The organism is Candidatus Enterococcus wittei (assembly GCF_002140175.1).
Classification (GTDB): domain Bacteria; phylum Bacillota; class Bacilli; order Lactobacillales; family Enterococcaceae; genus Enterococcus_B; species Enterococcus_B wittei.
This window is the reverse complement of the sequence record NZ_NGMO01000001.1, coordinates 972,659-989,400: the sequence shown is the minus strand read 5'-3', so window position 1 is coordinate 989,400 and position 16,742 is coordinate 972,659. Positions and strand designations below refer to the sequence as shown.

Sequence of the window (16,742 nt, the reverse complement as noted above, 5' to 3'; positions counted from 1 at the left end):
TCACTAAGTCTGATAGTAGGCACCAAAAATGGATGAAATTGCAATTAGGGAGCGGAGCTTAATAGGCTTTCTAATGATCTGTATCGTTTTAATTCTATTTTTTTAAAAACAGCAAGAAATAATCATTAAAAAAATAAGAGAGTATCAAATGAAATTGCTCAAATTAACAACAAATAATTTACTATCTACTAATATGTGAACAGGAGACATTACAGTTTTTGCAGAAGAAATACGTAGGTTGAATTGACAAAATGCACTATCGATTCAAATATCAATTGGTTGATGATTTTTACAATACTTTTACTACTTCTTCTAGTAATAATCATTCGGTTTGTTTTTATAAAAAAATCAGAACCATGAAAAATAGCAACAGAAAGAAGAGGTGTTCAGATGTTAAACAGAAAATTAAGTAAATTATTCATTACCTTAATGATTACCATTATATCTTCCCAGATAGTGTTTACTCCAATCAGTATAGTTTATGCACAGCCAATTAAAGATCAAGAAGACTTAAGTCCAATGGAATTGCCGACCATGAAAAACTACTTAGCAATGGGAAAAAGTGATCCGCAGTTTTTCTTTACTAAATCTCGAATGCAGGGAACAATAGAAAAATTAATAGAAGTGACTTTCTTTTCAGATCAAGAAGTTTCCTCAGTACGGGTAGGTTTTCCTGAAGAAGCAGAGATAGTAAAAGAAAAGTTGCCATCAGGGTTTTCAATAGAACAAGTTGAGCAATCTCATGAGTGGATAATTCAGACAGAGTCTATTCAACATACATTTGTTCTGCCTATTATATTTGGTTCAGCAGGTAGTTATGAAGTAACTGTAGAAAAAGCAACAGTAACAATTGAAATCAATGAACAAGAAAAGATCGCTGATGAAAATTCAGAAAAAGAAGTGGACCAAACCGATGAGTCTGTAGAAAATCAAGAAGACTCAAATCTGAAAGAAGAGATAGACAGGGCTCAAGTGTCTGAACAAGTAACAGAAGAAAATCAAAGTGAATATGTGGTAGAAAATTCTCAAGATCAACAAGTCAATGAGGAGAGCAGAGATAATAAATCAGTGTTTGTCGAACAGGAAATCTTTAATGAAGAAATTGCAAAAGTGTTTACGATGCAAGAATTCAGAGAAGCAGTTTCAGATCCTAAAATTGGAATTATCTCTGTTGAAGCCGATCTAACAGAAAATGCTGCAAATATCATGACTGTAAATCGTCCGTTGCTTATCCAAGGAAATGGGTATACATTGACTTTCGGAAACAATGGTCTTTACTTCCAATTAGATGAAGTTATAAGGGAGAGTTCATTTCGAATCGAAAACGTTACAATTACAAAAATCGGGATAACACCATTAATCAACTCAACAGTTGAGAGCAGTGCCAAATGGACCGTTGAATTGGAAGATATTACTGAAGTGAACGCAAATACGATGCGGCTTGCTTCAATTCCTGAAGGGAAAATTGCTTTTACAGGAGGAAAATCTGATTTTACAAGGACAAATTCTTCAACCATTTTTATTGAAGCAAAAGAAATTTTTGCCATTAATCAAGCGCAAATAAACATTGGTCGAGGAAATGCGACGATTTTCTTTTCTTCGGCCACAGTGGCAAACCCAAAGCTTGAAGTGGAAAATGGATCAAAAATCACAATCACAACAACTGCAGGGACAGCGAATACCATTGATTTAAGAGGAGAAAAATCAGGAATAGCTATTCGAACAGCTGGTCAGTTGATAGTCAACACAATAGGACCTTCAACTACAACGACACCAACAGATATCACAAACAATACAATAGCCCTTACTGGGGTGTCACCTAAAATTGAAATCAACGAGAATGGTAAGCTTGTTGTTAACAGTACTTTGTCAAAAAGAGGGATCCATTTAGCTGGAAATGATGCAGCACTTGTAGTAAATAGTTCCGAGCTTACCGCTATTTCTTCGACGCAAACAGCAGTGAATATTAGTGGAGATCGTCCATTGCTTTCTACAGAAAAAAGCACGATTCAATTTGGTTCAACAACTGGTCAACGAGTTAATTTAGTTGGCGATACACCGCTATTATCAATGTCTAATACAGAGATACTAATGAATGCCTCTACAGGACGAGGAATCTATTTACAGGGTGAAACGCCACAAATTTTTCTAGACGATAGTCAGTTATATATGACAGATACGGGTGCTTCTCAAGGAATGATCCTTAATGGAGAAGATGCTACACTTTCTTTAACCAATAATAGCGAACTTTCTATAAAATCTGGTGGGACCGGAACTGCTGAAAATATTCAGATCGGAAATAATAATGCACGTCCCAAAATTTTACTTGATAATAATTCTCTTATAAAAGTTTCTACAACAAGTGGTACTGGGGGAGCTTCGGATATATCTAATAATGCCATACATGTAAGAGGCAGTGAACCAAAGACCCAACTTTCTAATAGCTCAAAAATTAAAGTTACTATAGAGTCAAATGCACGCCGAGGGTTTTATTTGAATGGATCAGATGCTGAATTAATTGTTAAGGATAGTGAATTAGACATTTCTACCTTCACAGGACAAGGGGTAAATGTTACTGGCCTTTCTCCAAAAGTTGACTTAGAATCATCCAGATTAGAGATATTCACAACGACAGGGGTAAATATTTCATTATCTGGGGCTGACGGAATATTTCAAGCAACATACACAGAAGCGAAGATTCAATCAAGCGCTGGACAACGAATAAATCTGGTAGGCAATCGTTCAGTATTTAGGCTGGATTCAAGTCGATTTTCCCTAAATGCTACAACTGGTCGTGGGATCTATTTGTCAGGTGAAACGCCACAAATATTATTAGATGATAGTGAGTTAAGCATAGTAAATTCTGGAGCTGCACAAGGGGTCATATTACAAGGAATTGATTCGTTATTATCGTTAAAAAATAGTAGTAATGTTTACTTATCAAGTGGTGGGACAGGAACGAGTGAAAATATACAAATTGGCAATAACAACGTACCTCCGCGTATTTTACTGGAGACGAAGTCAACACTATCAGTTGTTTCTACTAGTGGTACAGGTTCACCATCAGTGACTGCTAATAATGCTATACACTTGAGAGGAGGACAACCAGAATTCGATATATTCGATGACTCACGAGTATCAGTGCAGATTAATTCTGGTGCTAGGAGAGCCATTTTTATGAATGGGAATGAAGGGAAACTTCAAATGAGAAATAGTGATTTAGAAATAGATCCAATCTCAGGACAGGGAATTAACTTTACTGGCAATAGTAGTTTACTTTCTATCAAAGAAGGAGCTGTTCTAAAATCACATACGGGTGTAAATGATAGTATTATTTTATTAGGAAATGAGCCTACGATAGATATATCAGGTACAGATACAAAAGTAGATGTTTCAAGTAATGCAAATTCGGCTACCACACATACCGCTTCAATTTTTATGGGCCAAAGAACTAATAACACAAGCATGAATGCCAAAATATTAGTTGAAGATGGTGCTGAATTGAGTGTTTTAGCGGGCAATAATGCACCTGCTGTAGGCTTGAGAAGTATTGGTGGTCAGTTTTTAGTTAAAAATAATGCCAAAGTCAATTTAGAAAATGGAAATGCTTCTTCAGCTTTTGAAGCGGCTGCGGCAACCTTAAGATTCATCCAAGCTGGATCTTATACTTTTATAATTGATCATGCTGATATGACTATCAAAAAGAGAGGAGGAACTGCTCCAGGCGTTAGAATGCACGGTTCTAATAACAATATATTAGTAAGAAATAAAGGAAATTTTGAGGTTATTAATCCTGGAAATGGTACGGCTAATAATGGTGGAGTAGCTTTAGGAAATCAGGCGATACATTATACTACTGGCTCAAATAATAGTTTTACGATACAGGATCCCGGTTCTCAAGTAACTTTAAATGCAGCAAGTGGCCCAGGGGTTGATATGGGGACTACTTCAGGAAATATCAATGTATTTGATGGAGGTTATTTTTCAGTTTCTGGTAGAACATCTACTGCAGCTGGTGGAATATTTAATGCTGGAGTAGTAGAAATCAATTTTGACAACCCTTTATATATGAACTTTAGAAATAACCGACAGGGTGGAGGAAATATTTTTAATGTCTCAAATGGTTCAATTTTGAAGGCCACTAACAGTGATCTGGCAGTTTGGAGAAATGGGGCTAATCTAGATGGAGAACCCAATTTGAATTTTCGTAAATTAGATTATACCTTTGGTGGATCAAATTTTAATACTCTTAGAGAAACAAGTGATCCGGATCATCTAAATACCACTATTTTTGGAACTGCAGGTCTCACTACGTATAGTAGAATGAGTAGTAATAATGGTCGGTGGGCAATTGCAGATGAATTGAGAACCCCTACGAATGCTGATAGTAAAATCCATGGTAGAGTGAGTCTTCCTGTAGGCTTACATGACAGTCGTCCAGCGTGGGATGATGAAGCCATTGTTACCATAGAAGTAGAATCGCCGTCAGGTAAGAAAAAAGAATATATGGCTAAAACTGTTGGAGATACGAACGAATCACCTGGTATCAGTATCTATGGAGAAGAACCGCGTGGTGGTCTTTTTGAAATTGACTTAATAGAGCCTTTAGAAGCAGGATCGAAAGTTCGAATCAACAAAGTCGAACTAACGAGTGGAGAACTTACTGATGGTTTCGGACATCAGATTTTAACAGAAACAGTTGAAGTCTTTCCAATCATTCCTCCGACACCAGCGCAATTTTCATCGTCGATTATTACCCAAAGTAATACCACAATCCAAGGTATTACGGACAATAAAGAGGCTGAGGTAACAGCTACACATAATGGTGAACCACTCAATACTGAAAATGCTATGATAGACAATGATGGTAAATTTGTCATTGATCTAAGGGAGGTTTCCTTAGAAATAGACGATGAAATTCAAGTCTTCTTAAGAGATGCGAATGGTGCAGCTGAAGCAGCTGGTGTAATTGGACCACCAGAAACGAATAATGAACGAGGGAATATCAATCCGTCAACTAAACTAGCCTTCCGAGATGTGATCTTTGAACCGGCTACAACCTTAATCGTTGGCGATTTTGCTCCTGTCTCACCTGTAGATCCTTTGTATCCTGAAATCGAAGTCGATCTAGAAAATAAACCATCTCTGCCAGAAGATCAAGGACCGCTAAGTATTGATTTTGTTTCTTCTTTTGATTTTGGTTCACAAGCGATTGCTGCACAAGACACACAATATTTTGCGCACCCACAACGATTGTTGAACGAAGATGGCACCGTCAATGAAACAGAGAAGCGTCCAAACTATGTTCAAATTAGTGATCGTCGTCCAGAAAATGAACGAAATGGCTGGCAATTAGCGATCACACAATTGGCTCAATTTTCTACAACGAGGAATCATGTCTTGGAGGGAGCTCAATTGCTTTTCACAAACCAACAATTAGTAACTGCACAAAGCGGGATACCGCCAGTGGTAGAAAAAGAAGATCAATTAACGCTGATTCCAGGAAATAAGCAGCCGCTATTACGTGCTAAAGGGACTGAAGGTACGGGGACATGGATCTATCGCTTTGGGGATGGAACATTTGCGAGTGAAAGTGTGATATTAGAAGTTCCTAAAGGTGCTAACCCAGAAGCCACTACGTATACTACGACATTAGTTTGGGAGTTTAGTTCTGTTCCAGAAAATTAAGTGAGAAGGAGAAGAGAAAACCAGCTTCTCCTTTTTTTGATTCTCTGGATTGGAATATTTATAAAAAGATGGGGTTTTAAATATCAAATCATAGTTAATAATCTATTCGTTTATAAGGGGATATATATAAGTATTTTAGTTATTTCATGTTAAGTTAATGTTAGAAAATAGCTGAGGTGATTACATGGAAACGACCAAAAAGAAATCTATCCATATTTCAATTGACAAGAACTTGAAAAGCGATGGTGAACAACTATTTGAGGAACTAGGCATGAATATGACAATAGCGATTACATTTGCTTGTTATATATGGAGTAAAAATTGTTACTATAAAACGGTCTCTTCAAGATTAATGCTTGTTAAAATTCTACGAATAACTGGAATATTAACTGAATAGTAGAACTTGATTTGTCCATGGGGATATTTTCCTGCAGACTATGTAAACTTACCCCACGTTCATTTAATCGCTCCACAATCGAAATTAAATCCTCCATACTTCTTCCCAATCGGGCTACATGCAAACCACAAGTGTATCTCTAGAACGAACAAAGTTGATCCTCATTTTTTAACCTAGGCGATTACTTTTAGCACCACTCATATGGTCAGTAAAAATTCTTTCGCAGAGGATTGAGTGTCAGGAAATTTTTTTGATTTCTAACTAGAAAAAGTTGGATTTGAATAACCTATAAAAATATTTATTTCAAGTAAAATGAGAGGAAACATATATGGAAGAATTATTTTCTGGAGTTGATAAGAGAGGGAAAAGTTAGCTAATAAGACAATTGATATCAGACATTCCAGCTCCAGTAAGATCTGATACAGCACCCATAATATATTCATGATAGACACAAAACTGCAAAATACCACTTGAAGCTTTTGATAACTCAAGAGTTTTAAGTTTTTTAAGTGTTTGTTTGAGGTTTTATATTATTATATAGAGAGGGAGGGGAGTTTAGGAGGCTTTTTTTGTTTGCGGTATACATGCAAAAAATCATCCGAATAATTTCAATGAAGGAGCGAAAAAGATGCCACAGGAATTCAGGATACCATTTAAACCACAGAAGTCAATGATGCCGAAAAAGTCAAGGATACCACAAGCTACATCAAGAGAAGTAATTGGAAAGGAAAACAATAAAAAAAATGATAAGAATAAATCAGGAGGTGACCAAAGAGTTTTAAACAATGTCTCCAATATATCAGGGTATACATTCACACCTGAAGGAATAACGCACCCAGTGGGTTGGCTTTATACGTGGGGAACCTTGTTAGCGATGGTGCCACCATTAGATTTTCCCGATCAACAGAGGCTCTTAAAAAAAACTACCCCAGCTTTTGAAGTGAATACACGGATTGATGTGAGAAGGAACGGGAATCAGACAAGGGTCCATTCTTTTGTTTCAACCTCCACCATCAATCGTGGGCGAATTCAACCTTCAATATTTTTGAATAAACCACATAACATGTCTCATCATTCAACAGCGATCGTGCCATCGTTAGCTAGTGCTAATTCTCTTTTTTGGAATCAGACGTGTGGAAATCAGACATCAGCGACCGCCTCACAAGATGTCGACATAGCGAAGAGGGCGCATGAATTAAGTGTTTTTTTTCATCAGAAAGTTCATGACCTCTACCAACTGGTGAATTGTACCACCACGAGAAGGACGGATCAGGTGAAGACATGGATCGTCACAGGAGAAAGTGTAGAACAAACGAGTTTTACGACGGTTTGTCAAGGTGCCATAGGTAAAGCTGAGACACAAAACAGCCAAGGAATGAAACAAGAAAGTGAGAATCCTACTTTTTCTTCTCACTACATGACTAATACAACTGAACATGGGTTCCACCCTTTTTCTGCGAAAGAGGCAGCTCAAAAACTAAGTAAAGTCTTTCAAGCTTCTTTTGAAAAACAACATAACGCTACAATAGATACCCCAAATCATATACATAATCAAGTGACAGAAACATTTTGGAATGGATTAACGGAACGGTTTTATCAGTTTTTTTACCAACATGAACATATGGATTCTAGTCAAGAACAAGCCCGTGGTAGGTCTTGGATGTCGTATTTTGTGGATTTGTTACTACAAACTTTTTCGGTAGATTATGGGAAACAAGCTCCCATTAACCTACCGTCAAAAATGAACTTAAATTATCAGATGAAATCGCCATTTTCTAATCCAGCACTACAAACGAAAAAGAAGCAACCAGAAGGAACACCCAAAACGGTATCGGAACCTGTATTAGGAATGACACCTAAAACGATGATGAAAAATGAGTCTGTATTGAACCCTAAAAAAGAGGGTTTTTTGCCTCAAATTTCGAAGCTAGCCACAGATTTTTATGAAGTAGTCGATAGTTTTCTCCAACAATCCATTGGTCTCCAGTTTTTAGGCGCCGAGGCCATGCCGTTGCCACCTACTAGCATACCTTCTCTAGAATTAGAGGAAAACCAATTAACATTCAATGAAACCCAGATAAGCGAGACAACTACAGAAAGCAGTCACGTCAACGGGACGACTCCTTATGTTGAGGGGGCTGAATTAGAGGTGACGAGAGCTAGCGAAAGCAATGATACTCAGGAGATTAATGAAAAGATTCAAGCTTTCTTGCGGGAAAATGCCGATAATCCAACAAAGATAGTAGTTCAGGAGACAAAGGAAGAGTCCCATCCGCCTGAATGGACGAGTGAACAAAAAGAGAACATCCGTCAAAAAATCGTTGATTTCTTCACTGAAAAAGGAATAGCCTGTCAAGAATCTAATGCTAAAGACCTAATAGAAACAGTCGGTGAGTGGGTGCTCCTTGAAGGAGCCTCTCCCGCAACACTGGATATGGTGAAAGTCAAAGAACTCGCAAAAATAATTCTAGAAATGGGGGAAGAGACAGTAATTTCAGAGGAACAAGCAGGTCTAACTGTCGGATCATGGGTCTATGAAACAATGAAAGACATTCAACCGAAGGTTTTAAATCTGGTCGCAGAAACGACAACACAACCAGAAGAGGTGGGTACACCCCAACCAATAAGTACAGATAACAAAATCGAGAGGGATGGCATTCAATGGCGAGATCCCAATGTACGAAAAGAAGTGGAGACCTTTTTACGGAAGAAGATACTCTCACCGAAACCAACCAAAGAAGAAGTATTGATTGCTATGGGAAAATGGATCACAAAAGAAGAAAACAACCAATTGGTCTTTGATTATGAAAAACTCCAACCTATGGCGAAAGTGATTTTGAAAGCATTGCACCTCCATGACGGAAAAAACGAAGAGGAGCTCTCAAATAAAGATGCTGAATTAACGGTCATGAAATGGGCCTTTGAAACGATATTAGGAAGTTCGATTGAAGCCTACATGATCAAAAAAATTGTGTCGGCACCTGATATCGATCAATTTACTATGGGACGTTTGAGGGAGTTATTTACCGTTAGAAACTTGGAGAAAGAAGGATTGATTCAGTTAGATGTTTCTACTCTTTCTCAAAAACAGAAGACCTTCTTTAACAAACTGTGGAATTTATTCCTCCAACGGGAGTTGCCCAATTATTTTTTGGATAGCAGTGGCTTAGCGGATGAGTTGTTGATTTCTGATTATGCTTCCTTGATGCAGTTAACAGGAGCGAAGATTTTAAAGGAAGGAGAGTACCAATACCCCTTCAGTCAAGAAGAAGCTCGATTGATGGGGGAACATTTTTGGCAAACCATCCTTGAAAAAAAAATCACCAGCTATGAAGAATTCCGCCATCTCCTGATGCCTTCTTTACTTGCGGTCGCTCAACTAGAACCTGATCTGTTACGAGAGGCATTGGCTACGGGCACCTACAAAGAAGTCGCTATCAGCACATTTATAGGATACCAACAAGAAGGTTATTTTCAACTGGTCGAACATCAAGAACTACTTGATCGTTTGTATAAAGCCTATCAAGAAGCCTTGCTTCAATGGCGACGAAAAGAGGCGTTAGCCACCACTGTGGCGCAGACGTGTATCGATAGATTTAATTCTTCCTTTAGATTTTATGAAATCAAACAAAGATATCTTGAAGGTTCAACCAAGCCATGTCCAGACATTGAATGGTTTCAACCGAAAATAGAAGACGTGTATACTAAATTGACAAAAAACGTCTCGGAGGCTCATGTTTCCTTTGATAAAAAAATGATTGAATTTGCGCTGAATGCAGTTGATCAAGAGGAGCGTGCGTTCATTTTCTCAAAAACGACTACCCTTTACGAGGGATTTGCTGAGTTGAAAAATGAAACCCACTATACAGGCGGGATACCAGGAACAGGTGGGATGTTACTGATTAATTTGAGAGGACGAGTGATGTGGGAGGATACCACGCTTAGTCTCGACAAAACGGATCTGTTTGTGGCTGTTAATGGGAAGGAAGAACGCTGGTATGCATTAAAGAGACTGGATGAAGAAGGGGGCTATCTCCTCTATCGCGTCGACCAAGATCCCCTATCCTACCTCAAATATGGACTACTTAATCGGAAAGATCTTTGGGGAAAAGGGTATCAACAAGTAGGAAATGAGATACGCATCGGGGATAAATACTTTCAGTTCTCTGCTCGTGTGAATCGAAGCAAGAAGTTATCCCATGGGGTGGAAATGGAACCGTTGATTGAGACATTGAGTCGTAAGCATAGTGACCAATTGTACAAGCAACTCTACGATTCGGGAAACGATAAAGCGGATACCGAAAAACTTTGGGAGGTCATCAAGCATTTCATCCCATTTTATGATTGTGTGGTAGGAATCATCAATCAAGATGTGGGGGAAGCGATTACTTCGTGTACAATTGATGCGTTGCTTTTCATCCCAATAGTGGGACAAATCACTTCTCTCAATATGAAGTTTGCATTAGGGGTGGCTCGAGCATTTGCCCGAGGTGGGATTCGAAGTGTCATCAAAAATAGTCGCCATTTTCTTCCGAATGTCGCTGAAATCAGAAAACTGGTTTGGAGTCTCGCACAGGCGATTGATCCAGGATTTGAAACGATCGTAAGTGGCGGGCGACTGGTGATTCAGAAAGCCTTGAAGTTCAAAAATGAATTTCGAGTCGGAATGAAAACCAAAGCGCTGTTAGAAAAAATAGAGATCATGGAGAAGGCCCGAGAGGCATTGAAAAAAGAAATTATGATCGGAGAATTGAATGGCTTGGAAGTTCCCGTAAAAAAGATGAGTGGAGATTTATACATGCGGGTGACTAATTTGGACACTGCGGAGGTGTTTGGTGGCTTATATGTATTGAAAGGCAAACAGTTAGAACCCTATAGAGGGCCTGCCAAATTTACGACGGAACAACTAGAATTGATCGATCGTTTAGAGTTCAAGCTAGATAAAGATCAGATGTATGTCGTTAAAAACAATCCTGATCCCCAAGCCTATGGCGAAGGAAGGATCACGACAGTAATACAAGAAGGAGAAGAGACGAAACGCTTTATTCGAATGAAAGGGAAACTAATTCCAGTAGGGATGCAGTCCATCGAAGGACACGGTGTCCGAATGTATATCAAGGATCCTGCGGCGAAAAAGTTTTTGCCAGTCAATTATAATGGTATGGAATGGTATTTTGAAGCCCCGACTTCCCACTCTATACCCAAAGAGGTAGAGACAAAAATCGTTGAGCAGTTGGATCAGTTTGAAACACAAAAGAATCCTATTTTTCTTTCTGCCCCAGATAGTAGAATTGGCTTGATATGGGATGGAACAAACAGATCTTATATCAAGATCAAGGAGCATTACATTCCGTTGATCTTACTGGATCAGGAATTTAATCGGTATCATTTGGTGAAAAAAGATTATAATGAAGCGATGACAGTACTGAGATTTGATGAAAAAAAAGATCAATTTCGTTTTGAGACAGAATTAGAAAAAAAACAAGTAATAGAAGCTTTCTTTACTGATCAACTAATGGAGTCAATGGAGCGACATCGAAGAGTGAAAGAAACAGCAAGTACTTCAAGAGAAGGCAAAGCAATAAGTACTTCAAGAAGAGGAAAAGCAACAAGTGCAGCTAAAGGAAGAACTGCCCTATGGAAGACATATCCACCCTTTAATGTACTCCCAAATCCACCTGGACATGCGAAGGAGTGGACGAAATTTAGAAATGCAATCCCCTTTCAACGTGAATTTATAATTCCACGAGTTGAAGATCCCAGTGTTTCTCTTGATAAATTTTCTACTTTTCTACCCGTAAAACCTCCTATCTATTATGATAACAAAGAATGGTTGAACAAAACTTTAAAGAAAATGATTCGTGAAAATTTCCCTGTTGAACCTAGACGTAATTTTCGAGTATATGTAGGTCTTAAATCAGATGAGGCACCAGACTATATCCAACTATTTCGGAAGAAGCTTGTAGGAGAATTTAGGAAATCAAAAGAAACTTGTATAAAATCAAAAGAAATATGTGATAATTTATTGTCCAAAAAAAAACTTGCAAAAACTCAAGAAGGTCAATATTTGATTAAACTGTTTCAGTTAGAAGATGTGTCAAATAAAGAAGTAATCTTAAGAGAAATTGTCACGAGACTGAAGTTAATAGCTGAAAAAGGAGAAACCTTCCTTAAAAAAATAGCAGATTTTGGATTTGATAATATTTGGATTGTTTCCACTAGTTTAGTTCGTGAAAAAGGTACAACAGAATATCGTTCAGCTTATAAAGAATTAGCACAGGCATCTATTTCAAAATATGATCCGGAATGTAGAATGTTCATTTATGCGGATGCGTTCCACTTAGATCCAGCCGTTAATCCAGGGAAAGAAACTAAACCTGTTGGACGTGAAGTAATCTTACATGAAATGACACATATTCTAGAGGAAACAGAAGATTGGGTTCGATATTCTTACACGAACAAAGGCTTTAGTAAAAGTGCAGAAGATACATTAAATGATTTTATGAAGGTCTACGACGATCCTACTTTGTTAGAATCAGAACAATTTAATGAATTTGCAAGTTATGTGGCGAAATCATTGAACATGCCAACAATATCAATAAAGGCTGTAGCAAGAGCAATAATGACGATCCCTATGTTACGTGCGAATTTTCAGATGATGGATGCGGAAATGCTTATGATCATACTAAGAGATTTTGCTGATGGTAGGAAATTTAAAGAACGACCGATTGTAAAACGGAGTGTTGATGACAATAAATCAGGCAATTGGGAAATGTTTACGTACCTAACCTTGGGATACATACTTGGTGGAGGAATCTTCGAAAGAAATCTTCAGTTGAATAAGACGCAAGAACAAATCACAACAAGAACAACGGATAATATAAGTGCAAATCTAAGAAACAAGGAAGTAACAGAAACTGTAGAAATCACAAAAGGCTCAGTGAATAGAACGTCCTTAAATTTAGTCATGGATACAGAAGCAGTCATCACTATCACTCCATCCGTCTCAGAACAACCAATGGACACGAAACTTCTAAAGCCTACAGTAAAACAAGGTTTTCTAGATCTCGTAGTCACGAGTATAGAAAAAAGTACTAAGAAAAATTCCAATTCCACACAAATAAACCTGAATCAGAAAGAATTAAGGCTACAACACTAACCGAGTGAATGATGACTTTCTTTCATCAAGTACGAAGGCAAATGTGATGATATGATAGAGAAAAAGGAACAAGAACACTAACGAGAGATGATAATTAGCGCCGATCAACAATTGATTTATGATTATTGATTAAAAATATAAATTATGTTCATTTTTACGATTTACCTAGAAAGAGGAGTGAAATCAACTTTCGTGAAAATAGCTCTATCCTTACAGGCTCTGAAAGAAATCCAGTTTTCTTTTTGAGCTTTTTTTCTATAGCTTGTTTTAAAATAGTTAAAAATCAAATGATGTATTAGAAATTTCTCGTGGAAGGTCATTGTCAAAGAACGACTGGCCATGAAGGAACAAAAAATAGCCAAACTTAATTTTGTCCTAATTTCCAACAGTAACATAGTATAAATTTCTTAGAAATATTAGTCCACGATTCTTCTATTTCCTGTTTTTAAGTGAATATGACAGTAATGAAAGAATTTTACTAGTCATTTCACAGGCATTTTTTTCCTATTCGTATTATGCTTTTTGTTAAGAATAGTATATTGAGGGAATAAATGATATGAAAAAATGGATGAATAGAGTAAAAAAATCAAATGAAACAAAACTAGTTGCTGAAGTCCCACGTTTTTCTCCTGATTATGACCAGGGGCTAACAACGAAGGAAGTAGAGGAACGTTTCAATCAGTCATTGACAAACAAGACGCTTGATCCATCTTTTAAGACCAATCATCAAATCGTTATTGAAAATATATTTACTTACTTTAATTTGATTTTTTTGATATTAGCTCTTCTTTTATGTTTGGTTGAATCTTATAAAAATTTGACTTTTTTGCCGGTAATTATTGCAAATACAGGAATTGCAATCTATCAAGAAATTCGATCAAAAAAGATTTTGGATCGATTAAGTGTATTGAATATGGCTAAAATCACTGTTGTAAGAGATGGACAAGAACAAGAAATAAATACGGAAGAATTAGTGTTAGATGATATTGCTATATTAAAGACTGGGGAACAAATCCCTGCAGATGCTATTGTCCGACAGGGAAAATTACAAGTGAATGAGTCATTATTGACAGGTGAACCAGACGAAATAACGAAAAATGTTGGCGATGAATTGATGTCTGGCAGTTTTATTGTCTCGGGAAAAGCATATGTTCATATTGAGAAGGTAGGCTACGACTCTTACATCTCTAAGCTAACCATGAGAGCAAAACAAATGGGAAAAGGGGAGCAATCAGAAATGATCTCTTCTTTGAATAAACTGATCAAATGGATCGGAATTATTATCATACCTTTAGGGATTACTTTATTCTCGCAAAGTTTTTTCATTAATGGAAATACATTCAAGGAAAGCATTGTTTCAATGGAAGCGGCTTTGATCGGTATGATTCCAGAAGGATTATATTTATTAACAACGATCACACTGGCGATGAGTGCCACACGATTAGCAAAAGAACGTGTTCTTTTACATGATATGAAAAGTATTGAAACTTTGGCAAGAGTTAATCTTCTTTGTGTGGACAAAACGGGAACGATCACTGAAAATGAGATGTCTGTGCAAAACGTGATCATCGCTAAAAATGATTTAGCAAAAGAAAAGAGTGCCATGTTACCTCAACTAATTTCGGACTATGCGAAAGAAATGGCTGACGACAATCAGACCATGAAGGCAATTAAAACATACTTCAAAGAGTATACTGCCAAAGAAGCAATCTCTTCTCTTCCTTTTTCTTCTGTACAAAAATACAGCAGTGTTACATTTCCAGAAGGAGTATTCGTACTGGGGGCGCCAGAGTTGGTCTTACGAGAAGCGTATAAAGAATATAAAACAGAATTTAGTTCTTACGCAAAAGAGGGGTATCGAGTCCTAGTCTTTGGTTTATATGAAGGAGAATTAAAAAAAGCAGAACTGGTAGAGCGAGTGATTCCTTTAGGTTATATTTTGATTGAAAACCCTATACGTAAAGAAGCACCAGAAACATTTAATTATTTTAAAAAACAACGAGTTTCGATCAAAGTTATCTCTGGTGATAATCCGCAAACCGTATCGAATGTTGCTCGTAAAGCAGGAATCGTAGATGCGGAAAATTATGTAGATGCTTCGACTTTAACTGAAAATGATTATTTAGAAGCAGTAGAAACTTATACTGTATTTGGACGGGTGAATCCAGAGCAAAAGAAGAAATTCGTACAGCTTTTAAAACAAAAAAATACAGTGGCAATGACTGGTGATGGTATCAATGATATTTTGGCCATGAAAGAGGCAGATTGTAGTATTGCGATGGCTTCAGGAAATGAAGCTACGATTCAAGCAGCACAAGTAGTATTACTTGATTCTGATTTTTCTCGAATGCCAGAGATTGTAGCGGAAGGTAGACGAGTAGTGAATAATATTGAACGTTCTGCAAGTTTGTTCTTAGTGAAAAATATCTTTTCTTTTTTACTCTCTCTATTTTCAATACTGTTTGCATTGACTTATCCACTTGAACCTTCTCAAATTACGTTGATTAGTTTATTTACTATTGGTTTACCTTCTTTCTTGCTAGCATTAGAAGAAAACAAGAATCGGATCGAAGGGAAATTTATTTTGAACGTCATGGAAAAAGCGGTACCTGGAGGGATCACAGATATGATGGTTGTTGGGACATTAGTGGTTGGCGGTGTGATTTTGGAATTGAACAAGACAGATGTATCGACGGCTTCAACGATGTTATTGATTGCAGTTGGATTTCTAGTCCTTTATAAGATTTGCCAACCGTTGAACCGATTCCGTCTAAGGATCATCTTATTATGTGCAGGTGGTATTTTATTCTCGATCCTCTTTTTGCATAAATTATTTGCCCTTTCTACAATTTCACCAGTACCTGTTCTATTATTATTGATTTTGTTCTTTGCAGCTGAATCAATCTTTAGACAACTAACTAATTTCAGTGAAAAATATGTCCTTTTAAAAAAGGAAGGACAAAAACGGACAGTAATTGAAAGCCTCAAAGCTTTGTTTTTTATCAAGTTAGAGGAGAAGGATAGACAATCAGATTAAGTTCAAGGAGAAATTTTGCGAGAGGTTCTCTAGAACTAGAAAACATCCACTTTTATGTTCAACGTACTTCATTACCAGATATGCCTAAAATCGCTCAAATGTTTGAATCTATTTTCTAGATAGTAGCAAGCCCAATATAAATGGGCTTACTGCTATTTTTTATACGAATAAGTTATACTTAAAATTTAAAATCAACATTTAATTCTACATTTAAGGTACAACTGTATAGAATCTGAAAAAAATAGTCTTTTTTGAATCGTAGTATTGTTATGTTTTCAATTACTAAAAATGACATCCATATTTTTTGAAATAGAAGCAAGAGAAGCATAGATAATTGGATGTTGCGAGACTGACTTTTAGACGGTTTCAAAATAACCTCTAGCTGATTGGTTGAATAAGTTTCATGACAACCTTTCTGTAAAAAGAGTGAAATAAGAATATTGTCTGTGCTATCTAATTAG

At 37.0% G+C, this 16,742-nt stretch carries 3 protein-coding genes and 2 pseudogenes; 4 read left to right on the top strand and 1 reads right to left on the bottom strand.

Annotation, left to right across the window (positions count from 1 at the left end; genetic code table 11):
* Positions 1-390: 390 nt before the first annotated feature.
* Complete coding sequence (locus A5844_RS14520) at positions 391-5,688, top strand: WxL domain-containing protein (protein WP_256924514.1); 5,298 nt, start codon at positions 391-393, stop codon at positions 5,686-5,688.
* Positions 5,689-6,050: 362 nt separating this feature from the next.
* Here the strand turns inward: A5844_RS14520 and A5844_RS03795 are convergent.
* A pseudogene (locus tag A5844_RS03795) lies at positions 6,051-6,310 on the bottom strand (recombinase family protein); the annotation flags it as partial.
* A 403-nt stretch (positions 6,311-6,713) separates the two neighbouring features.
* Between A5844_RS03795 and A5844_RS03790 the strand changes: the two are divergent.
* The 3 genes and pseudogenes from A5844_RS03790 (at position 6,714) to A5844_RS03785 (ending at position 16,281) form a co-directional block, all read left to right on the top strand.
* The gene (locus tag A5844_RS03790; protein ID WP_086283946.1) at positions 6,714-13,244 is read left to right on the top strand and encodes a hypothetical protein; all 6,531 of its coding nucleotides are present in this window, start codon (positions 6,714-6,716) and stop codon (positions 13,242-13,244) included.
* 280 nt (positions 13,245-13,524) lie between these two features.
* Positions 13,525-13,631: pseudogene (locus A5844_RS13855) on the top strand (site-specific integrase); the annotation flags it as partial.
* 181 nt (positions 13,632-13,812) lie between these two features.
* Positions 13,813-16,281, top strand: coding sequence for a cation-translocating P-type ATPase (locus A5844_RS03785; RefSeq protein ID WP_373419207.1), 2,469 nt, complete (start codon positions 13,813-13,815; stop codon positions 16,279-16,281).
* Positions 16,282-16,742 lie beyond the last annotated feature (461 nt).

Bases quoted from the DNA above. Each gene is read 5' to 3' on its own strand.
- A5844_RS03790 (WP_086283946.1), top strand. From the start codon at position 6,714: ATGCCACAGGAATTCAGGATACCATTTAAACCACAGAAGTCAATGATG.
- A5844_RS03785 (WP_373419207.1), top strand. From the start codon at position 13,813: ATGAATAGAGTAAAAAAATCAAATGAAACAAAACTAGTTGCTGAAGTC.
- A5844_RS14520 (WP_256924514.1), top strand. From the start codon at position 391: ATGTTAAACAGAAAATTAAGTAAATTATTCATTACCTTAATGATTACC.